At 38.7% G+C, this 23937-nt stretch carries 17 protein-coding genes; 6 read left to right on the forward strand and 11 right to left on the reverse strand.

Features of this window, described 5'->3' with window-relative positions; translation table 11 throughout:
• Window positions 1-46 precede the first annotated feature (46 nt).
• Window positions 47-1816: an ABC transporter ATP-binding protein gene (locus OQX64_RS17375; protein ID WP_265819724.1), complete on the reverse strand. Its 1770-nt coding sequence runs from the start codon at window positions 1814-1816 to the stop codon at window positions 47-49.
• Between the two features lie 539 nt (window positions 1817-2355).
• A complete protein-coding gene (gene truA, locus OQX64_RS17380; RefSeq protein WP_265819725.1) occupies window positions 2356-3114 on the reverse strand; it encodes a tRNA pseudouridine(38-40) synthase TruA in 759 nt (252 codons plus the stop codon).
• Between the two features lie 148 nt (window positions 3115-3262).
• On the opposite strand from truA, the gene OQX64_RS17385 reads away from it, so the two are divergent.
• The 6 genes from OQX64_RS17385 (at window position 3263) to OQX64_RS17410 (ending at window position 10514) form a co-directional block, all read left to right on the forward strand.
• Window positions 3263-3730: a DUF4293 domain-containing protein gene (locus OQX64_RS17385; RefSeq protein WP_265819726.1), complete on the forward strand. Its 468-nt coding sequence runs from the start codon at window positions 3263-3265 to the stop codon at window positions 3728-3730.
• Window positions 3731-3749: 19 nt separating this feature from the next.
• Window positions 3750-4643, forward strand: coding sequence for an alpha/beta hydrolase-fold protein (locus OQX64_RS17390; protein WP_265819727.1), 894 nt, complete (start codon window positions 3750-3752; stop codon window positions 4641-4643).
• A 322-nt stretch (window positions 4644-4965) separates the two neighbouring features.
• Window positions 4966-6882, forward strand: a complete 1917-nt coding sequence (locus tag OQX64_RS17395) for a DEAD/DEAH box helicase (RefSeq protein ID WP_265819728.1) — start codon at window positions 4966-4968, stop codon at window positions 6880-6882.
• A gap of 159 nt (window positions 6883-7041) precedes the next feature.
• Window positions 7042-7470: a putative quinol monooxygenase gene (locus OQX64_RS17400; RefSeq protein ID WP_265819729.1), complete on the forward strand. Its 429-nt coding sequence runs from the start codon at window positions 7042-7044 to the stop codon at window positions 7468-7470.
• A 222-nt stretch (window positions 7471-7692) separates the two neighbouring features.
• A complete protein-coding gene (gene bshC, locus OQX64_RS17405) occupies window positions 7693-9279 on the forward strand; it encodes a bacillithiol biosynthesis cysteine-adding enzyme BshC (protein WP_265819730.1) in 1587 nt (528 codons plus the stop codon).
• 149 nt (window positions 9280-9428) lie between these two features.
• Complete coding sequence (locus OQX64_RS17410) at window positions 9429-10514, forward strand: Ldh family oxidoreductase (protein ID WP_265819731.1); 1086 nt, start codon at window positions 9429-9431, stop codon at window positions 10512-10514.
• Between the two features lie 285 nt (window positions 10515-10799).
• On the opposite strand, the gene OQX64_RS17415 is transcribed toward OQX64_RS17410, so the two are convergent.
• From OQX64_RS17415 to OQX64_RS17455, 9 genes are all read right to left on the reverse strand, one after another.
• Window positions 10800-12224, reverse strand: a complete 1425-nt coding sequence (locus OQX64_RS17415; protein WP_265819732.1) for an alpha-L-fucosidase — start codon at window positions 12222-12224, stop codon at window positions 10800-10802.
• A 55-nt stretch (window positions 12225-12279) separates the two neighbouring features.
• Window positions 12280-13875, reverse strand: a complete 1596-nt coding sequence (locus OQX64_RS17420) for a SusD/RagB family nutrient-binding outer membrane lipoprotein (RefSeq protein WP_265819733.1) — start codon at window positions 13873-13875, stop codon at window positions 12280-12282.
• 21 nt (window positions 13876-13896) lie between these two features.
• Window positions 13897-17160: a SusC/RagA family TonB-linked outer membrane protein gene (locus OQX64_RS17425; protein ID WP_265819734.1), complete on the reverse strand. Its 3264-nt coding sequence runs from the start codon at window positions 17158-17160 to the stop codon at window positions 13897-13899.
• A gap of 80 nt (window positions 17161-17240) precedes the next feature.
• Window positions 17241-18431: an ROK family protein gene (locus OQX64_RS17430; RefSeq protein WP_265819735.1), complete on the reverse strand. Its 1191-nt coding sequence runs from the start codon at window positions 18429-18431 to the stop codon at window positions 17241-17243.
• Window positions 18432-18569: 138 nt separating this feature from the next.
• Window positions 18570-19757, reverse strand: coding sequence for a signal peptidase I (lepB, locus tag OQX64_RS17435; protein WP_265819736.1), 1188 nt, complete (start codon window positions 19755-19757; stop codon window positions 18570-18572).
• 397 nt (window positions 19758-20154) lie between these two features.
• Entirely contained in the window at window positions 20155-21348 is a 1194-nt protein-coding gene (gene lepB, locus OQX64_RS17440; protein WP_265819737.1) for a signal peptidase I, read from the reverse strand.
• 159 nt (window positions 21349-21507) lie between these two features.
• Window positions 21508-22242, reverse strand: coding sequence for a 4-hydroxy-tetrahydrodipicolinate reductase (gene dapB, locus OQX64_RS17445; RefSeq protein WP_265819738.1), 735 nt, complete (start codon window positions 22240-22242; stop codon window positions 21508-21510).
• Between the two features lie 69 nt (window positions 22243-22311).
• Complete coding sequence (locus tag OQX64_RS17450; RefSeq protein WP_265819739.1) at window positions 22312-23025, reverse strand: DUF5683 domain-containing protein; 714 nt, start codon at window positions 23023-23025, stop codon at window positions 22312-22314.
• The gene (locus tag OQX64_RS17455) at window positions 23025-23933 is read right to left on the reverse strand and encodes a ParB/RepB/Spo0J family partition protein (RefSeq protein WP_265819740.1); all 909 of its coding nucleotides are present in this window, start codon (window positions 23931-23933) and stop codon (window positions 23025-23027) included. Before OQX64_RS17455 ends, OQX64_RS17450 begins: the two co-directional genes overlap by 1 nt.
• Window positions 23934-23937: the final 4 nt, after the last annotated feature.

The raw sequence follows: 23937 nt of genomic DNA on the forward strand, positions 1-23937 counted from the left end.
GGTATAAAGAGGTTAAATTAAGAAATTCTTTCGAGAAAAGGTTAGATTAAACCTTGGCAATTCCTTTTGAAGAAAACTGCAGGTCGTAAAGTTTTTTATAGTAGCCATCAAGTTTCAATAGTTCCTGATGCGTACCTTTTTCTTTGATTTCGCCTTTATCCAAAACAACAATCAGATTGGCCTTCTGAATGGTAGATAAACGGTGTGCAATCACAATCGAAGTTCTGCCCTCCATTAAGTTATCGATGGCTTTTTGAATCAGCAATTCTGTTTCGGTATCTACAGATGAGGTGGCCTCATCTAAAACGAGAATAGCCGGATTGTGGACCAGTGCACGAATAAAGGAGATCAACTGGGCTTGTCCGGCAGACAGTGTAGCCCCTCTTTCCATCACATTATACTGGTAGCCCCCGGGTAAACGCTCAATAAACTCATGTGCGCCCACCTTTTTTGCCGCATTTACGACTTGCTCCATGGTTATTTCAGCATTATTGAGTGTAATGTTATTCAGGATGGTATCTGAAAACAGGAAAACATCCTGAAGCACCGTGGCAATGTGGCCACGCAGGTAATCTAAATCAAAATCTTCAATCTGAATGCCATCTACTGTAACCTTTCCTTTTCCTGTTTCATAAAAGCGGTTTAAAATATTGATTGTTGATGATTTGCCTGCACCGGTTGCACCCACTAATGCAATAGTTTCACCGGCCTTCACCTCGAAAGTTAAATCTTTCAAAACATAATGATCCTCATTATAGGCAAACCAAACGTTTTTAAATTCGATATTACCGGCTAATTTTTCTGGCTTTTGACGCCCTTCATTAGGTGTAGTGTCTTTGGTATCAAGCACTTTAAATACACGTTCTGCGCCAACCATGCCCATTTGGAGGGTATTAAATTTATCGGCCAGCTGGCGAATGGGCGTAAAAACCATCCCCAGGTACATAATGAACTGGGTAATCGTTCCTGGTGTTACATCAAGTGGCTTCGCTAAAATACTCCTCGCACCATACCAGATCAATAAACCAAGGGACATGGCTGAAATCAGTTCTACTACAGGAAAAAATATGGAATAATACCAGTTGGACCTGATATTCGCATCGCGGTAACGCTTATTGATGGCATAGAATTTCTTATATTCCTGACGTTCTCTTGCAAAATACTGTACGATAGAAACACCTGTAATGTGTTCCTGCAAAAAAGTATTCAGGTTGGAGACCTCGTTTCTGATTTCCTGGAAAGCGATTTTTATGGCTTTCTGGAATTTCCGGGTGGCCATGATCAGGAGCGGTATGGGTAACAGTACTACTATACTCAGCTCCCAGTCGGTATACAGCATCACTCCAACAATGACCACCACCTGGAGTGAATCGCCAATCATGGAGATCAATCCTTCCGAAAAGATATCAGCTATGGTTTCTAAATCGGATACAGTGCGGGTAATCAATTGCCCAATGGGGGTCTGATCAAAAAACTTTAGCCTGAGTTTGGTAATGTGATTAAACACATTTATTCGTAAATCACGAATAACAGACTGGCCCAGCGTATTGGTTAAAAGGGTATGGTTATACTGAATCAGCGTTTGAAGGATCAGCATAAAAATCATCAGCATGGTCATGTTCACCAAACCCGAATATTTACCGGCCAGAATATAATGATCAAGTGTATATTTAATTAAAAAGGGACGGATGGGAGAAATTGCAGCCAGTAAAACCGTTAAAATGACCGACCATACAAAAACAGCACGATAAGGCTTAACATATTGAAAAATACGCTTTAGTAATCCTGTGTTATATACGTCGCCTGTTACTGCCATTTTTTAAATTTTGAATGAATGAGTTTTGAATGAATGAATAACCATTCTATAATTCAACCAATCTGTAATTCTATAATTTTGAATGAATGAATTTTGAATGAACGAATAATCATTCTATAATTCAACCAATCTATAATTCTATAATTTTGAATGAATGAATTTTGAATGAATGAATAACCATTCTATAATTCAACCAATCTGTAATTCTATAATTTTGAATGAATGAATTTTGAATGAATGAATAACCATTCTATAATTCAACCAATCTATAATTCTATAATTTTGAATGAATGAATAACCACTCTATAATTCAACCAATCTGTAATTCTATAATTTTGAATGAATGAATTTTGAATGAACGAATAATCATTCTATAATTCAACCAATCTGTAATTCTATAATTTTGAATGAATGAATTTTGAATGAACGAATAATCATTCTATAATTCAACCAATCTATAATTCTATAATTTTGAATGAATGAATAACCATTCTATAATTCAATCCCTCTGTAATTCAATCCCTCTATAATTCTATACTTCAATCATTTTTTATATACGGATATTCTATTTTAACCAAGTACAAACCACAGGCTGGCACGGATTGACCGGCATTGCTTCGGTTTTTACTTTCTATAATTGTTTTAAATCCAGCTAAGTTAAGTTCATTTTTGCCAACGCTTACCAGTGTTCCCATAATTGCCCTGACCATGTTCCGCAAAAAACGATCAGCCTGAATGGTAAACACCAAACCTCCATCTATCTCTGCAAAAAAGGCCTGGGTAATTTTACAATTATTCGTAAATGTTTGGGTATTAGATTTACTGAAACAGGAGAAATCAGAATAATCAAATAATAATGCAGCCGCCTCATTCATCGCTACGATATTTAGATGATCTTTTACTAACCAGGATCTGTTGAGTTTAAAAGGATCTTTAGCAAAATGGATAAAATACTGATAAGCACGTGATGTTGCATCGAAGCGGGCATGTGCGGCATCATGTACCACAATAATCTGCTTTGCTGCAATCTGGTAAGGTAAAAGTGCGTTTATACCTGAAATTGAATTTAAAACCTTATTTTCTTCTATTTCATCCAGATCAAAATGGGCATAAAAATCTTTGGCATGTACACCTGAGTCAGTTCTGCCGCAGCCCAATGTTTCAACAGCTTGTCTAAAAACAGTCGACAATGCCTTATCCAATAGCTCCTGAACGGTTATGGCATTGGGCTGAATTTGCCAGCCATGGTATAAGCTGCCATCATATGCGATTTGTATGAAATACCTTTTTCTGTTCAAAGCGCTGCAAAAATACGTTTTAGGTAGCAAAGGGCAAAGGGTTTAGTTTATTGGATTCGGCGGTTAGGTGAAAGCACAAGCCTAATGTTTGAATCTCTTTTATCCTACCGATAAAAAAGTTATTTTTGCCAAAACAGTTTAAATTAACATGATACAAAGGATACAATCAATTTGGCTTTTCTTAGCTACTGTCGTTCTGATCTTAATGCTTTTCTTACCAATTGCCACAAAAACCGTTGATGGTTCTGAATCCATACTCTATACCTATGGATTACATCGTTTCATGCACGTGCAAAGCGGAAGTGCATTAAATGCTGAAGTATTTTTGCCGCCATTAATTGTAAATATCATCCTGATTCTTTTATGTTTTGTCAATATCTTCAATTTTAAAAGAAGAACGCTACAAAAACGCCTGGTAATTTTGACCATACTGACCATAATTGGTTTTGCATTTTTGTGCAGTTTTTACGCAAAAGAGCTTCCGGGTGGCATTGAAGGTGCGAGTTTCGGAATGGGTGCCTATATGCCTGCATTGGCTATTTTATTTCTCATTTTAGCTATTTTTGGCATTAACAAAGATGAACGCTTAATTCGTTCAGCTGAAAGGTTAAGATAGTTTAACTTCACCAGCAGATATGTCGAAAATTTTGCTCCAAACCACTAAAGCAATTTCCAGCCTATTAAATAAAAGACCAATAACTTATCCCCTGTTATTGGTTTTATTTTGTGGCATATTATCTTGCAGTAAACGTATTCATACTTTTGGAAAAACCATTATCCCTGAAAGTACTGATACTGTTTTTCTTCGAAAAAGAATAGGCGAAATAAAAAGCTTCAATACCGATGTTTTTACGAGGGGATCATTCAATGGTAATGCTGACACCGCAATTGTTTACCGCTTGTTTAAACCTGTTCATATTAAAGGCAAACGCCCTTTAGTAATTGTGTTTCATGGATCCAATGCCGTTGGAAATGACAATAACAGCCAGTTGGGAATTTTGGCCAAGCTGTTTGCAATGGATGAAATACAGGCCAGATACCCGGCTTTTATTTTGGCACCGCAGTTTCCTTCGAGATCATCAAATTATGTACCGGATAAAAATAGAAATGTTTTAACTTCAGTACCGCAACCTTGTCTACAAACAGCATTGCAATTAATAGACAGTTTGAAAAACACTTTAAATATTGATGAAAAGAGAATTTATGTAGTCGGTTTTTCAATGGGTGCTTCTTCCGTAATCAATGCGCTATCTTTAAAACCTGGTTTATTTGCCGCAGGGATCAGCATATCTGGCATACCTCAATTTAACCAGGTAAATCGACTCACAAACATTCCAATCTGGCTGATCCATGGCAATATAGATACCGAGAACCCCTTCAACAGCGACAAGCAATTCTTTGAGGAGGTAAGCTATCAAAACAAAACCAGGTTTTGGGAATTCGACCATCTGGCCCACAACGATATATTTGCGCCAGCCATATTAACCGATGAGTTACCGAAGTGGTTATTTAAAAACAAACGCAAATAACTGCATTCCCCCCCGCCAACTAAACCCGGTTGGAGTGAAAATCCTTTTTAAAACCGGAAAGGTTTAAAAAGATTGAAACGGAAAACGGGACTGCTGCGACACAAGCACTACTGCAACCGCTTTCCAAATAAAAACGCCCATCGCTGACGTAGTCACAACCTTCACTTAAACCTGTTCCATCCAACATTTCCCATCATCCTTTTCTCATTTTCCTTTAGTCGCTTATTCTCATATATTTAGCTCAAAAAACTATTTACTTGATTATCTGTAAAATACGAAATATTAACCTTACCTTTGCGGCTCAATTAAAAATAAAAGACGAATGACAAACCCATTTCAATTATTGGGGATAAGTGATGACGTCGTTAATGCCGTAAAGGACCTTGGATTCGAAAATCCAACGCCGATTCAGGAGCAAAGTATTCCTGTACTGTTAGAAGGCACTAATGATTTTGTTGGTTTGGCCCAAACAGGAACAGGAAAAACAGCCGCATTTGGTTTGCCGCTGTTAGAACTAATCGATTTTAAAGTTAATAAACCACAGGCATTGATTTTATGCCCTACCCGTGAGTTATGCTTGCAGATCGCTAACGACCTTAAAAACTTTTCTAAAAACGTTGCTAATGCCCACGTTGTTGCCGTTTACGGTGGCGCGAACATTATGCAACAACTACGTGAAATACGCCAAGGCGTTCAGATCGTAGTGGCCACGCCCGGCCGTATGTTGGATATCATTGGCCGTAAAGCCATCGATTTTTCTTCAGTTAAATATGTTGTGCTTGATGAAGCTGACGAGATGTTAAACATGGGTTTCCAGGATGACATCAACGACATTTTATCAACTACACCTGATGACAAAAAAACCTGGTTATTCTCGGCTACCATGCCAGCAGAAGTTCGCCGTATTGCTAAAAAATACATGAACGAGCCTGTTGAATTAACCATGGGCACTAAAAACACTGGTAACGTAAACATTGAACACGAATATTATATTGTTCGTGCCCGTGATAAATACGCGGCCTTAAAACGTATTGTAGATTTCAACCCTGAAATTTTTGCGGTAGTATTTTGTAAAACCAAACTGGATACACAAGATGTTGCAGAACACTTAATTAAGGATGGCTACAATGCTGATGCTTTACACGGCGATTTATCGCAACAACAACGTGATAAAGTAATGCAACGTTTCCGTGAGCGTAACATGCAATTATTAATTGCTACTGATGTTGCTGCCCGTGGTATCGATGTAAATAACGTAACACACGTCATCAATTATTCTTTACCTGATGAAATTGAAAGTTATACCCACCGTTCTGGCCGTACCGGTCGTGCGGGTAAAACAGGTATCTCCATCTGTATCATCAACTCTAAAGAAGTTGGAAAAATCCGTCAGTTAGAGCGCATTATTGGTAAGCAATTTACCAAAGCTGAATTGCCTACCGGATTTGATGTTTGTGAAAAACAATTATTCTCTCTGGTACATAAAGTACACAACGTTGAAGTTAACAACGAACAGATTGACCAGTACATTCCCCGTATTATGGATGAATTTGCTGATTTGACCAAGGAAGACGTAATCAAACGTTTCGCTTCATTAGAATTTAACCGTTTCCTGGATTACTATTCTAAAGCACCTGATTTAAATGCAGCTGTTGGCGATGACCGTGGCGAAAGAGGTGAGCGTGGTGAAAGACGTGGACGTGGTAGCGAAGGTTACACCCGTTTGTTTATCAACCTGGGTTCTGTAGATGAATTTACCCGTGGCGATATGTTATCATTTATCTGTAACAATGGTAAAATTGGTGGCAAAAGCGTTGGCAAAATTGATCTAAAAGGTGTTTTCTCTTTCTTTGAAGTTGAAGATGCTGTAGCTGATACCGTTTTTGAAGGTTTCAAATCTGTTGAATTTAATGGTCGCCAGGTTCGTATTGAAAAAAGCGGAGATGGCGGTCGTGAAGGTGGTGGTGAAAGACGCGGTGGCGGAGAAAGACGTAGCGGTGGTTTCGGCGGTGAACGCAGAGGCGGCGGTGGCGGTGGTTTCCGTGGCGGCGACAGAAGATCATCTGGCGGTAGCGGCAGACGCGAAGGCGGAAGTCGTGAAGGCGGAGCCAGCAGTGGTGGTTTCAGAGATTTCTCTGGCCGTAGCCGTGATGAAAAAGGTGGAAACACCGGTGGTAGCGGACGTAGAGAAGGTGGAAGTCGTGAAGGCGGAAGCGGCGAACGCAGAAAAAAATGGTAAATCACTAAACCAAATATTTCACAACCGGTCTTGTTTATTCAAGGCCGGTTTTTTTTGGACCATTTTTTTTGTATTCATCACTACATGAGCGTATATTATCAATTTTATTGCCGAAACCAGCTCGCAGGTTTTGATTATTCAATTAACTCAATATAAATTATGAAAATCCTACAACCAATTTATAAAATGCAAATAAGAGAAATTAACTTGCTGAAATTTGTAGTTATCTTATTTATGCTACCACTTTTATTTAGCAAAAATGCCCTGTCGCAGGAGAAACATCAAATGGTTCGATTGGCCAAAATTAAAGTTGACTCATTACAACTAGACAAATATAATAGGGCATTAAAAGAGCAAATGACTGCTGCCATTAGTTTTGAGCCAGGTGTATTAACCTATTATGCTGTTTCTGACAAAAATGATCCATCACATGTTACCATACTTGAAATTTATGCCGATACTGCTGCATACCAAAAGCATATCACAACAGCTCATTTTAAAAAGTATAAAGAGACGGTTAAGGATATGGTTAAATCTTTAGAACTTGTTGATGTTGATTTGATTGCTGCCGCCAAAAAACCTGACTAATAGATTCTTAATTTTATAAAAATAATCCAAAATGAATACATTCATATCAACCGTCATCTAGTTTAAATATCATCAGTAATCGCTTCAACATTTGGAGTATTTTTTTTTGCCAAAAAAATCAGAAAGTGAAATGGGAAGCTCTTCGCAATGAAATTATTTAACAATTGTAAAATAGTTATGTAGCTTTATATTTATCCTTAAATTGCACTACATTCGCTGATTATGCAGGCAAAATACATCTCCTATCAGGAAACCGGTTCATTTTCTAAACTGGTTTTGGATTACATCCATAACGAAGAAGCACTACAGCCTTTTTACAGTTACCGCCCTGATATGGAAGGTTTAAATGAAGCCATAGAGCGCAGGAATTTTCTAGGCGACCGGAACATCCTCGCAGATGTACTCAAGAAGCAATATGAAAACCTGAAAACCAATAAATCTGTATCTAAAAATATTGAATTGCTCGCCAGTGAAAATACCTTTACTGTCACCACGGGGCACCAGTTAAACCTTTTTACTGGTCCGCTTTATTTTATTTATAAAATTGTTACGGCCATTAACCTGGCCATTGAGCTGAAAATCGCGCATCCTGAAAAAAACTTCGTGCCAGTTTATTGGATGGCAACAGAGGATCATGATTTTGAGGAAATTAACCACGTCAGTGTTGATGAAAAAAACATCAGCTGGATACAAAAAACAAATGGTGCAACAGGCAGGCTAAGTACTAAAACTGTTGCTGCTGCTGTTACGGCTTATAAGGGTTATCTGGGCATCTCCAAAAACGGAAAACATATTGCCCGCCTGGTTGAAAAAGCCTACCTTGATCATGATAACCTGGCAGATGCCACCCGGTACCTCGTGAATAAATTATTCGAAAAATATGGGCTGGTTATTGTTAATGCTGATGATGTAGCACTGAAAGGTTTATTTAAACACATCATCGCTGCAGATATTACGGCACAGAACAGTGCTAAAAACATCGAAAACAGTTCAAAAGATTTAGAAAACTTAGGTTATAAAACCCAGGTGAATGGTCGTGATATTAATTTTTTTTACCTGAAAGATGACTTACGCGAACGGATCATTTTCGAAAACGGCAAATATGTGGTAAACCATACGCCGATCAGTTTCAATGAAGATGAATTAAAAACAGAAATCAACGAATATCCGGAACGCTTTAGTCCGAATGTGGTGATGCGCCCCATGTATGAGGAAGTGATCTTACCAAACATTGCCTATATAGGTGGTGGCGCTGAAGTGGCTTACTGGATGCAGTTAAAAGCTAATTTTGATTATTATAAAGTTGATTTCCCGGTATTATTGCTGCGTAACTCTGCCTTATTGATTGATAAACGAAGTGCTGAAAACTTATATAAGTTAGGCTTTTCGCTGGAAGACATCTTTCTGCCAGTTGAAGAATTAAAAAATGAGTGGGTTAAGAAAAATACCACTGCTCAATTAAGTCTGGCAGATGAAACCAGGGCCGTTAACAGCATTTTTGATCAGATTAAACTGAATGCCTATAAAATTGATAAAACCCTCTCCGTTTCTGCAGATACCGCAAAGCAGAAAACCAATCATCTACTGGCCAACCTGGAAAAGAAATTATTCAGGGCTGAAAAACGCAAGCATGAGATGGCTTTAATCCAGATTGAAAATGTTAAGAAAAGACTTTTTCCAAATGGAACCATGCAGGAAAGAACGTTAAACATTGCGCCGATGTATGTAAATTACGGGGAGGACTTTATTTCTACCTGCATTGAGAATTTTGAACCATTGGGCGGAGATTTTACCTTATTGCTACCATAAGAGCAAGTATAAAAGAACAAAGAGTAAGGGTAAAAGAGCCAGGTATAAAGAAAAAAACCGACACATAGCAGAAAATATAAAAAATGAAACCTGGTTTAAAGGCATAAATCATTGTTCTTTGCTCTTTATTCATTAATCAAAAATTAAAAATGAACTTCATCACTTTTACCGAAAGCAAACTCAGAACTTTTACCTGTAACGTGTTTAAAAAAATGGGATGTTCTGACGCACATGCCGAACTTGCTACCGATGTTTTAATCCGTTCAGATTTACGGGGAATTGATTCGCATGGTGTGGCACGTTTGAGTGGTTATGTGCTTTTATGGGAAAAGAAAAGAATTAATGCCACTCCCGATATTAAAATCGTACATGAAACACCAACCACTGCCACTATTGATGGTGATGCAGGCTTAGGTTTAGTGGTGGCACCTTTTGCGATGCAGGTAGCGATAGACAAGGCTGAAAAATATGGTAGCGGATGGGTTTCAGTTAAAAACTCTAATCATTTTGGTATCGCGGGCTATCATGCCTTAATGGCGGTAGAAAAAGATATGATCGGCATCAGCATGACCAATGCGAGTCCCCTGGTGGCGCCTACTTATGCCAGCGAAAGGTTATTGGGAACCAACCCTATGTGTTACGCCTTTCCAGCGGGAAAATATCCACCTGTAATTGTGGATATGGCTACCGCAGCTGCTGCCAATGGAAAGTTAGAAATTGCCCAAAGGGCAAATAAAAGTATTCCGGATGGCTGGGTTCAGGATAAAAACGGAGAAATTTCTACCAACCCGAATGAATTAAAAAGCGGTGGTTCACTTTTGCCCTTAGGCAGTGATAAAGATCATGGCAGCCATAAAGGTTACGGATTGAGTGCTACTGTTGATATTTTATCGGCGGTACTTTCAGGTGCCAATTACGGTCCATGGGTACCTCCTTTTGTAGCTTTCCTGGAGCCTTCGGCAAATCCGGTCGGCGAGGGACTTGGACACTTTCTGGGAGCCATGCGGGTAGATGGTTTTCGCCCTGCAGCAGATTTTAAAAATCATTTAGATAACTGGATCGAGCGGTTCAAAAATGCTGAAACAATCGATCCTGATAAAAAAGTGATTATTCCCGGCGAACCTGAGCATGAATTTGAACAGGAAAGAAAGGTCAACGGAATTCCTTTAATTGATGTGGTGGTTAAAGATTTGAATGAACTGGCTGTTAAATTAGAAATTGAGGGGTTAGATTAGCCAATTTGCGGTGTGTATCATCTATAATGAATGTTCAGCCTTCTTTTCATCTATATATGGGTTCAAATAAGCCCCGTTCAAATTTCGTATTTAATAACCGTACCAAGTCATCATCAATTCTGGATTAGGGCATACTGCCATCTAGAAATGCAGGCAAGAACAATTTATAGTGGTGATAACCCACCTGGAAAATCATATTCAGGACTGCATTGATCGCCTGGGCGGTAGCACCATCATATTTTTTTGCCGTGAAATGCAATACATTGGCACCACCTACGGTCTTTTTTACTGCGGAATAAATTCAAAAGCCAGGGCAGCAGTTTTTTCAAGCTTCGGTAAGGATAAAATGATTTCACCACCTACATTTTGCCATTTCACTTTCTTACCTGTTGATAAAAGAAGAACGTCAGTACCTTTTTTCGGTATATTATTGCGCCATTTTATTACACCAGGAATAGCCTCGTCTGCATGAATACAATAGATTGCAAAACGCTTTTTGCCATCCTTACTTTGTGTAAACCAGGTTTGTCCGTCGTGATAGTTTTTGGTGATTCTGGTATTGTAAATGGCTTGCGCATTTTTAGAAGTCCATTTCCCGATTTCACTTAATTTCTGAGTCACCTCGTCGGGTAGTGTCCCATCTGGTTTAGGGCCGATTCCAAGAAGCAAACTACCTCCTTTGGCTACAATTTCCACTAATTTATGTACTACCTCGCCAGCCGACTTATATTGGTCATTAGGCACGAAACCCCATGCACCACCCAAAGTCATACAACTTTCCCATGGATGATCCAGTTGTGTATCCGGAATTTTTTGTTCAGGTGTCTGATAGTTTTCATAAGGACCATGAACGGTACGATCTACCATCAGTAAACCAGGTTGCGCCTTTCTCGCCATGGTTGCTATTTTTGGCATATCAATGTCCTGACTCCATTTCGGGATTGGTGCACCCCATGAAAGTACTTCTTCATTCACTGTTTCAAGCGGACGAACCCAGCCACCATCCAGCCAGAGAATATCAATACTTCCATAATTATTCATTAATTCGCCAATCTGGTTATACGTAAATGATTTGAACATATTCCACCGCCAGGGGTATTTCTTGATGTCATAGTTATTATTGCGATCGGGCGTGGCGTATTTTTGCCACCAGTAGTATTGCGAGTGCCAGTCTGGTTTAGAAAAGTAGGCACCAATCATAAAGCCATCTTTTCTAAAGGCATCAAAAACATATTTCGCTACATCAGCTTTGGGGTTATTGGCAAAAGGCCCTTTGGCAATACTAAAATCACTTTGTTTGGTATCAAACATGGCGAAACCATCGTGATGCTTGGTTGTAAAAACCAGGTATTTCATGCCTGCTGCCTTGCCGGCGGCCGACCATTGTTCTGGATTAAATTTAGTAGGGTTAAATTGCTTACTATAATCCCAGTAAGTCTTTTTATAATCTTCATAGGAAATGGTGGTGTCTCTTTCAATCCAGTCTTCGGAGCAGATGGACCATGATTCGATAATTCCCGGAACAGCGTACAACCCCCAATGGATAATCATACCGAACTTTTTATCTTGCCAGTGATCCAGCTTTTCTTTTACCAATGGATCTTTAGGCCATTCATAAGTGGTAGATTCTTTTACAATATCATGGCGTTGGGCATAAAGAAGATTGGCACAAAACCCGAAGGCCAGAACTAAAAGTAATTTTTTATTCATGTGTAAATATAAAAATCCCAGCCGTTTTAGTGACTGGGATTAGTGAATCATTTAATTAAGGCATCCAGAATATTTTGGTTTTCCGGGTATCTTTTGAAGCTACTGCCTGATAATTTTCATTATTAAGCGTTTTTTCTTTAGCTGGATACAATAAGCGTGTTGGAGGTGTATCAAATCCGGCTAATTTACCTGTAGAAGGAAAAGTTAAGACAGGAAATCCTGTTCTTCTATATTCAGACCAGGCTTCTGTTGATTGCAAAACACCATAATGTAACCATTTCTGATTATAAATTAAAGTGAGCTTTGCAGCAGATGATCCGGTGTAGGTTGCTGTAGAAGAATTTACCCAAGCTTCTACCACTGATGATGCCGGTGCAGTTACATTTTTAAAACCACCACCCTGGTTTAAATTGTTTAAGTAATGGTAGAAAGTTACCGATTGCCTTAATGCATTATCATAAGCTGTTTTCGCATCAGTTGAACTGCCCCATTTCTCATAAGCCTCAGCCTTTAAAAAATTAACTTCAGAAGAAGTAATGATGATTCCAGGTAGTTTTTGATTATACAAAAAGGTTGCAGAATCTAAAACTGCATAATCTGCAAAGCTAGCCTCTTGTTGAGCGGTGGTAAAAGTAATTGGCATAGCTTTATACGTTGGGTTTGACACGAATTTACCATTTACAGTACGTCCGAATGCATCGTAAATCACCGGAATACGCGGATCATTTGCAGGAACCATTAAAGTGTTTAAAGCATAATCAGTAGCATACCAGCTCCCTTCAAAAAACGCATCATGCAAATCACTGGTGCTGTTGGTAAGCGGTTGCAGTAATATATCTGAGTTACCAGGAGCATATGCACCTACGTTACCGCCATCAACCAAAGGGTAAGTTGCCTGATCATTTAACATTTGCATGATGCCTGTTTTAGCAGTAGTTTCATCTGTTTTAGAAATACGCATCAATAATCGCAAACGCAATGAATTGGCATAACGCGCCCACTTGTTAACATCACCTTTTAATAAAATATCTGCTTTACTAAATGATGAAGTTGTTGTACTTGTTTTAAAATATGCTGATATGCTGGCAAGGTCACTTATAAAAGTGGTATACAAAGCCTTTTGATCATCGTATTTAGGCATTTTGATCACATTGGAAGAAGGAAGGCTACCTGCATCAGAATAAGGAATATCTCCAAACACATCGACCATTTTCGCAGCCTGTTCTATTAATACAATTTTTGCCGCTTGCATGATGTTTTTCTGTGCGGATTGTTCTGCCGGACTTAGTGAATTAAACTTGGTCTCCATTGATCTGTAAAGCGCTAATACACCACTACCATTTCCACCAGTAGTGTAAAAATCATCCCAGTATTGCTGAACATAGTCTTCAGTTTGTCTATATATAGAATTACCATTTCCAATATATGCTGTTTGAGCATAAACCCCTGGCATTTGCGTTAAAAATGTACGTACATTCCAGTATTTAGCTGCAACTCGATCATTGTTCAGCATACCGGTAAATAATCCGGCAACATTTGCATCTTTCGCCTGCTCCGGATTATTAAATTTTTCTTCAAGTTCCTTTTTACAGCCAACAATAATCATCGTAGCAATTAAAAGGAAACTTATATTTATAATTAATTTTTTCATGATAATATCAATTTCTTAAAGCTAAAAATTTGCGTTCAAAGAGAATCCAAAGTTTCTGGATGCGGCAGTAGAGCCAACATCAACCCCTTGTGACCACCATCTGTTTCCTAGAGGGGCTTCAGGATCTAAATCCTTCAACGTACGATAGAGGTAGAATAAATTGCGACCTATTAATGAAACCCTTAAATTGGTTATGTTTAGCTTTTTGGTAAATGAAGCAGGAATTTTATAACTTAAAGAAACCTCTCTCATTTTAATATAATTATTTTTGAAGATTTCTGCTTCAGTTAAAGATCCCTGACCCCAATTGTAAGTGGTGATATAATAATCAGCTGCAGATAAAACCTTCGTATTTGGCTGCCCCGTGTTTTCATTTATACCAGGAAGTAATACACCGTCATTATACGTTTTACCATTTTCTGTGAACGCTATACCGCCACTTGCAGCATCTCTAAATTCCATAGAATTCTCCAGCATACCTGCGCCACGCATAAACTTTAAGTTTGGAGAAATCATTTTACCACCAAAACGGTAATCGATCGTGAAATCAAGTGCGATATTTCCGTAGCTCAAAGTATTAGAAAAACCACCAACGGCTTTTGGCAAAATATTACCAGCTTTCACATAAGTATCACTCATCACATAGTAGCCGTCATCATTAATTAGATAATTACCGTTGGCATCCGTTTTTCTTGGCTGAATGTAAATGTTACCCAGCTCTTCACCTTGTCTGGCCACGATTTTTGCAGTGGCCTGATCTGATAAATATGGAGCAAGTTCAGATACCCCACTCATTAGTTCATTCACCTTGGTTTTATTGGTTGAAAAATTCAATCTCGTATCCCATCTGAATTTCCCTGAAATAGGCGTAGCATTTAATGCAATTTCGAAACCCCTGTTGCCTAATTCACCAATATTCACAATCTGACTTTTAGCACCTGTTGTAGTGGCCACTTCCAGCGGTAAAATCTGATCTTTAATAATATTGTTATAATAACTTACATCTAATCCTAAACGTCCACCAAAAAAGCGGGTTTCCAAGCCAAATTCTGCCTCATGTTTCATTTCTGGTTTTAATCCAAGATTTCCATATGCACTGGCTGATATTAAGGAAGGAACCGAACCATTTATAGATTGAAGAGATGTTTGCTTATATAAAATATTGGCCTGATACATCGGTGGTGCATTACCCACAACACCATAAGAAGCCCTTAATTTACCATAGCTCCAAAATGAAGGAAGCTTCCACAAATCACTAAAAACAAAACCACTGTTAACAGAATAATAAGAGTAACCATTATTTTCTACAGGAAGAGTGGATGCATACTCACGGCGACCTGTTGCTTCTATGAAAAGATAATCTTTATATGACAGATTTAACATTCCTAAGTAAGCATATTTAAGTTGTTCTTTACGTATATCTGATGTTTCGGCTACGCCAAATGAATTGATCAGAGAGAACCAATTCTCTGAAACTAAACCGTCGCGCGTATTAGAAGATTGATCTTTGTAAGATTCTTTTCTACCTTGATAGCCGCCACTTAATGACAAGTTAACATCTTCACCTAGTTTATTTGAATAAGTTACCAATGCATCGCCATATAATATAGCATATTGGCCTTGTGTAGTCGTATAACCGCCAGTACTGGTATTGCCATTTAATGCAGTTGGAATTTCAGTATACTGATGATTTTCACTTCTCACTCCAGTGTAATCATTACCGATACGACCTCTGAATTTTAAATTTTTGGCGAAGTCATAATTTAAAGTGAAACTAGACAGTAATCTATTCTCATTTTCAGTGTACTCATTTTTTAATTGTTGCCAATAAAAATCTAAAAGGTTTGTTGCTCTGATATTGAAAATAAAAGGCTCAGGTCTATCTAACTGATTAAACTGTGCATATTTATAACCGTTACTGGTTTGAAACTTTTCTTTCATTAAATTCATATCTTCAGCACGGCTGAAAAAACCTCCAAATGAACCAAGAACCTGTCCTAATTGATATGGCCTATTCTTAGTGATCGTATTTACATAACTCACAATAACATCTGCCGATACTTTTGGAGAAAGTTTAATAGAAGAATTTAAATTGAAGGAATTTTTAGACCCTGTATTGCCTGGTTGAGTTCCCTTATAATCTAACCTGGAAGCAGAAAAACGATAGTTTAAAGCATCTGTTTGATTAGAGATTGCAACGTTTGCATTCGAAGTATAACCATCCTGATAAACATCTCTGTAATTATTAGGCTGTGGCGAATAAGAACGGATTGAACCATCCCACCATCTAACCTGCTGGCCTTCCATTTTAGGACCAAAATTAGCATAGGCTCTGAAATATGGACGGAAGCCACTTGGAGAGGCAGCATCAGGAATCCAACCTTCTTCAGTTGCGCCATTGGCTACGTTGGTTGCCCTGTCATAACCAGGACCATAAGTATTTTGAAAATTTGGAAGGAAAGCAACCTGGTCAATAGAACCCTGATAATTGAAATCTACACCTAAGCCACGACTTTTAGATCCTTTTTTTGTGGTAATTACAACAACACCATTACCCGCATCAGATCCATAAAGTGCAGATGCACTTGCTCCTTTTAATACCGTTAAGCTTTCTATATCAGCCGGGTTAATATCCAAAACACCATTACCACGAATTCTTTGATCGCCCCAATAATTATTATTATTAGCACCATCTGCTCCGTTTTGTCCATCATTTCTGATCATTACCCCATCAACCACATAAAGCGGTTGTTGATTAAAGCTTATAGAATTTACGCCACGAATCTGAACATTTACCGCACTACTGGCACCACCAGGTGCAGTTGTAATTTTAACACCCGCAGCTTTACCATACAATGCCGATGCAAAATTGGTATTACCTGCTTCCGTTAATTGTTTCGCCGTTACTGTACTTACAGCATATCCCAGAGATTTTTCTTGTCTCTTGATACCCAGCGCAGTGGTCACCACATTCACTTCATCCAATTGATTGGAACTTTCCTTCAGGGTTACGTTTAATGTTGTTTGACCGCCATATACAATTTCTTGTTTTGCATATCCAATAGCAGTAAAAACCAGCGCTTCTTTAGCATTTACAGCGATGGAGAACTTTCCGTTCCCATCTGTCTGGGTAACTTTAGATGTGCCTTTGATAGAAATACTGACCCCAGGAAGAGGACCAGAAGCATCTCTCACCGTTCCGGAGATGCTTGTTTGTGCGTAAGATGTTATTGTTAACAAAGTTAACAACAGTATACTTAAGCACCTTAAGTACATTTTTTTCATAATTCTTTGTTGTTTAGGGTTATTAGTTGATTGGATACGCGTTTTACTTTACTTGCTATTTATTTGTTAGGTTTGTTTACTTATTCGAATTGACTGTTCTCGACCATTAAACTGGCTGCAGCCAAAAGTTCAGCCTCATCAGTCAGTGTTGATAATTTTATAGTTGTAAATTCCGAAATACGAGGCATGCAAAACTGATTAATGGCCTGCTGAATAGATGGCAAAAACATTTTTCCTACTTTAGCCCCTCTTCCACTCAGCACCACACACTCCGGATTTAACAAGTGCATTAAGGTGGAAAGCCCTTTTCCAATCTGAAATGCGGCTTTGGAAAGAATAGAAATGGCTAATGGGTCCTGCGCTTCTACAGCATCTAAAAAATGATCTCTGGGATGTTTGGTTTTATCTTTAAAGAGTATGGACATGCTGGATTCGGCACCTTCTTCCAGCGCCCGTTCTGCTTTCTCAGCCATCACCAGCAAAGATGTGTCTACTTCCAGGCAACCTCTTTTTCCACAGGCACATAGATTATTGCTATCGGATAAGGGAATATGACTGAACTCACCTGCATAACCCCGACTTCCACGATAAAGCTTTCCATTTACAATCATGCCTAATCCCGTACCCCACCCTATGTTTACCACCATCACATCCTGTAAATCAATTGCTTCACCAAAATTGAGCTCAGCCAGGGCAATTAAACTGGAGTCATTGTCTATCGATACGGGAAGATTTATTTTTTTCGAAAGATATTCCTGAAGCGTTTCACCACTTTCAACAAACAGGAACGAAGAATTGATACCCAATTGTGTATTTACGAAACCCGGCATACCAATTCCAACGCCAATGATATCATTACGCTTGATTTTGGATTTTTGAATACTATTGCTAATGAAGTCAGCGAGTATGTCCACATCTTGAAAAGAATCAGACATATTCAGATCAAGGTGTTCAATCGGTAAAATCACCCTTCTGGATAAATCATATATGGTAAGCCTGGTAATCAGCTGATCCATTGCCACCGCTATGATGTATTTCTGGTGATCGGGATTTAGTAAATAGATGGATGCCCGTCTGCCTCCCGTGGATGGCGCAAGTCCTTGTTCAAGAATATAACCTTCTGCTATTAAACCATTTACAATAGCAGTAACCAGCGGCAAACTTTTTTTGGTGAGTTTACTTAAGTCTGTTAAGGATAAAGCCTTTTTATAATAAAGATGCTTGATAATATCAGCCCGAAGCCGCTGACCTTTCTCAATAATTACCGACATTTTTATTTGGTTTATCAACAAACTTAATAAATATTTTTAAAACATTATCCGACTTATTAATTTTTTTTAAAAGTATTTTCCCAAACAAAAAAAGGCCTGAATTACTTCAAGCCTTTTTTTGTTTGGTTATCGTTTAATTTAATTTATACTTTTGAACAACCTGCTCCATCTGATTTTATGAAAAAAAGAAGCATCAGCATCAAAACTCATCCAGATAAATAATGCTTTTCCAACTACATGATCTTCAGGAACAAAGCCCCAATATCTTGAATCTGTAGAGTTGTGGCGGTTATCCCCCATCATCCAATAGTAATTCATTTTGAAAGTATAAGTAGTGGCGGGCTGATTATTGATATACCAAACACCACCTTTTTGTTCTACCTTATTTCCTTCATAAGTTCTGATGGCCCTGTAATAAAGCGGCATGGTATTGCTATCAATTTTTATCGTCCAGCCTTTTGCAGGAATTTTGACCGGGCCAAAATTATCCACATTCCATTTTCGATTTGGATCCAGCGGGAAAAGATCACCATCATTAGCAGTAGATGGCGTTACAGATAGTTCGACAGATTTTACAAAATCAAGCGGCTTTAATTTCTGAATCATTTCCGATGTGGCATTGGCGATGTAGGTCTCTCCGTCAAGCTGTTGCATTTCACTGACTTTAAATCCCAAATTGCTGAATACCTCAAGATTAACATTGGCTGTGGTTAATTTAATTTTATAAGGCATCTGACCTGTATTTTTTAAGGGGTCTATTTTACCATTAATGCTTACTATGCCATTTTTCATCGCAACTACATCACCAGGAATTCCTATACATCTTTTAATGATATTTTCTCTTTTATCTACAGGCCTGCTGGTGACGGTATATTGGCTATTTACAGTTTTCCAGTCAGACTGACGAATCAAATTATAATAACTGGGTTCCTGATTTTCAAGAGCCACCGTATCACCTACCGGTAAATTGAAAACCACCACATCATTTCTTTTGATTTCAGATAAACCGGGTAAACGGTGATATTTCCATTGAATACCATCCCAATATGCTTTGGTACCGGTTAAGGGCATGGTATGGTGAGCAAAAGGAAATGCTACAGGGGTCATGGGGATTCGGGCACCATAATTTACTTTACTGACAAAAAGAAAATCACCTATTAAAAGTGATCTTTCCATTGACCCTGAAGGAATGGTATAGGCTTCAATAAAAAAAACACGAATAATTGTTGCTGCCACTACTGCAAAAACAATCGCATCTACCCATTCCCGGGTTTTGGTTTTCTTCTTTTTATGATCATTTTTCTTTTTCCAGATTTTCCAATTCATAATAATGATTGATACAATGGGTTTTAGATGAAGAGAAGGTTATTTTGTTACAGGCATGTAGTGATGTGCTATTTTTCCCTGTGCGTTCGCTTGCCTCAACTAGCCGCGGAAAGGCTTTACTTTTGGCCTGGCCCATAAAGTAACAAAAGACCAAGGTTGCATTAAAGTACGCCTTCACATCGCTACTGTCAGCCAGAGATAAGATGGAGACCTGCGTTTTTAATCACTACATTCATTGTTAACCGAACCAGGCCTTCTAATTGCTAGTTACGTACTACACGCCCTTTCCCTCCCTGGGGAAAGGTGCCGACAGGCAGATAGGGACTGCTTACATTTATGGCCCATAAAAAAAGCGCTTTGATTGACATCAAAACGCTTCTTAACTTTTAATCCGGGATTAGTGGATCCCTCTGAATAACCTGCTCCACCTTATTTTATGCAAGAATGAACCTTCGCTATCAAAACTCATCCAGATAAATAGGGCTTTACCTACAACGTGGTCTTCAGGCACAAAGCCCCAATACCTTGAATCTGCAGAATTATGGCGGTTATCCCCCATCATCCAATAGTAATTCATTTTAAAGGTATAGCTTGTGGCCACTTTATCGTTGATGTACCAAACGCCACCCTTCTGCTCTACTTTATTTCCCTCATATGTCCTGATGGCACGGTAATAAAGCGGCATTGTGTTGCTGTCAATCTTAACTGTCCACCCTTTTGCAGGGATTTTAATCGGACCAAAATTATCCCTGTTCCATGGTCTTTTCGGATCGTGAGGAAAAATACCACCGGCTTCTTCTCCAACAGGATCAGGGTTCATCACTACAGATTTTACAAAATCGAGTGTTTTAAGTTTTGCTACAATCTCTGGTGATGCATTGACCACATAAGTATTTGCTGCTATCGCCGGACTGCTTCCCAAATCAAGTTTGTACTCATCTAAAGCTGAGTAGTTAAAATCCATAGTTTTAAACTCAATACGGTATGGCATCATCCCTGTACTTTTAATAGGCTCAGGCTTACCATTTACACTCACCACACCGGCAGACATAGACACCACATCGCCTGCAATACCAATACATCTCTTAATATAATTTTCACGTTTATCAACAGGTCTGTCTATAATGGTATAGGTATTTCTCACCTGCTCACGTCCACTCATCCTAACCAGATCATAATAACTGGCATCTTGTTTTTCAACAGCAACGGTATCGCCTTCCGGGAAGTTAAAAACCACTACATCATTTCTTTTAATATCAGATAAACCTGGCAAACGGCGGTATTTCCATTGAACGCCATCCCAGTAGGCCTTGGTAGATGTGGTTAGTGGCATGGTATGATGTGCAAATGGAAAAGCCACTGGCGTCATCGGGATACGGGCACCATAATTTACCTTACTTACAAAAAGAAAATCGCCGATTAATAAAGAGCGCTCCATTGATCCGGATGGAATGGTATAAGCCTCAATAAAGAAAACACGAATAATGGTTGCCGCTACTACCGCAAAAACAATGGCATCTACCCATTCACGGGTTTTGGTTTTTTTCTTCTTTGTGGCATCCTTTTTTTTCTGCCAGAATTTGTAGTTCATATTTTTATCTGTTGGTTAACGGTAAATCCGGTAACTATTATCTGCATTATTTTATAATTATACTGTTTTTATTTTTCTGTTCATCACCTCGGCTGTTAATTACACAAATTGAATGATTACCCAGATCAATAACAAAACAGTCTTTTATTCATTTAACTTCTATTCAAATATATCGGTAATGCTGAAAAATCCTTTTTTATCTTTTAACCACTCTGCTGCAACGACTGCCCCCAGGGCAAAACCTGCTCTGCTATGTGCGGTATGTTTAATTTCAATTTCATCTACTTCGCTACTATAAATCACGGTATGTGTACCAGGTATGTTTTCAATTCGGTGAGATTCAATCAGTAACTGATCTGTCTTTGGAAACAATTCTACATCTGTGCCCACCACTTCATTTAGCCATTCCGATTTACGTTCTAAATGATCTACAATTCCTTCTGCGATGGTAATGGCTGTACCACTTGGCGCATCCAGCTTCTGGGTATGGTGAATTTCTTCCACCTGCACATCATAGGCCGGATAGTTGTTCATCAGCTTTGCTAAAGTTTGATTCAGTTTAAAAAAAAGATTGACACCGATACTAAAGTTGGAACCATAAAGCAGGGTATTGTTACTGATATTACAATCATTTTTTACTTCCTGCAATTTCCCGTACCAGCCAGTTGTACCCACTACTACCGGCACATTGGCATCAAAACAAGCATCAATGTTGCCCAACACTGAATCAGGTGTACTGAAATCAATGGCTACATCGGCATTTTTTAAATTTTGCCTGTTTAAATCTTCAAGATTTTCTATTGATATTTTTAACACGATTTCATGACCACGTTCCAGCGCAAATTTTTCAATAATCTGCCCCATTTTGCCATAACCTAAAAGTGCTATTTTCATCTGTATTATTTTATTGTTAAAAGTGATGAATCCATCTTAATCTCAATTACCACGATGGTTTCCTATTTATTAAAATGTTAAAGACAGTTTTAGTGCCGGTGCAGCATTAAAACCATACATGGTATTGTTACTGATTACTGTAGGATGAACCTGAAAAGTCAGGTTATCATCAATGTTAAAAAAGTGTAAGCGTGCTGCCACGTAGGCATCTACGATATTTGCCGCGTAAAGCAATCCATAAGAGAAAATCACGATCTGGGAATTTCTCTTATAAAGGCTTTTCCCATCTAATACACCCTGATCAGAATATTGAGTTAAGTCTAATTTTTTCTGAGGATTTGCTGCGCGATATTGTGCCTCATTCAAAAAACGATTGTAGTTTTTCCTACTATCGATATAAGATAAGGTGAGCGCAGTAAAACCACCATAAATGGCCACAATTTTACCGGAAGTATAGATTTTTTGAAGCGTCTGGCTTTTACCCGCCCTCGTTCCATATCCATCATTAAGCAATGACATGTTGTACAATTGTCCCCAGCCGGGAATAATCATTGATCTGAACACTGCCTTTCTCCCTGCCACTTTTCCTGGATTAACATATCTGGCTTTTGCAGAATCGCGCCGCGACATTACTTTTGGCGAATCAAGCTTTACCGGCTTATCTTTACTGCTTTTCAGCGTATCAGGTTGTTTTAACACCGTATCTCTTACCTGTGCAGCAGCCAGATTTACAAGAAAAAATGTAAAGAAAGAAACCAGAATTAAAAACTTGAGGATACGCATTACCAGTCTAATAATTCTAAGATTCTGTTTAAATCATCATCACTCATGAAAGGAATTTCAATTGCTCCCTTACCATTCTGACTTACTTTTAATTTTACCCGGGTGGCAAACTTAGAGGCTAAATCATCCTGCAGTTTCTGATACTGAAAGGAAGCACCCTTTGTTTTTTGTTTTTCTTCGGCTTTTAAAGGCGCGTGTTGCAGGTTTCTGACCAATTCTTCCACCTTACGAACAGATAAACCTTTTTCTAAAATCTCCTGGTGAATAAATAACTGCTTATCTACCCCATCAACATTGATTAGTGCCCTTGCATGCCCCATCGAAATTTTCTGATCACGGATAGAAGCCTGAATGGCTGGCGGAAGTTTCAGTAAGCGAAGGTAATTGGTTACCGTGGTTCGGTTTTTCCCTACACGCTCCCCCAATTGTTCCTGTTTTAAGCCAACCTCATCAATCATCCGCTGAAAACTCAGGGCCACCTCAATTGCATTTAAGTTTTCCCGCTGGATATTTTCAATCAATGCCATTTCCAGCATTTGCTGGTCGTTAGCACTCCGGACGTAAGCCGGGATTTGTGTTAAACCGGCTAATTTTGAAGCCCTGAACCTACGCTCACCCGATATTAGCTGGTATTTGTTGGCACCAAGTTTACGAACGGTAATGGGCTGAATCAAGCCCTGAATCTTGATCGAGTCTGCCAATTCATTTAAAGCAACCTGATCAAACTCTGTACGCGGCTGATATGGATTGGTTTCCACTTCCGTTAAACTCACATGACTGATATTGCCGATCTGCTCGGTTTCGCTTACCGCATTGACCTGCTGCTTTGGGGGATGAGCGGATTCGCTATCATCTAAAAGCGCACTTAATCCTCTTCCTAAACCTGTTTTTCGCTGAAAAGATGTCATCTAT

The sequence above is a fragment of the Pedobacter sp. GR22-10 genome (genome assembly GCF_026239715.1).
GTDB lineage: Bacteria > Bacteroidota > Bacteroidia > Sphingobacteriales > Sphingobacteriaceae > Pedobacter.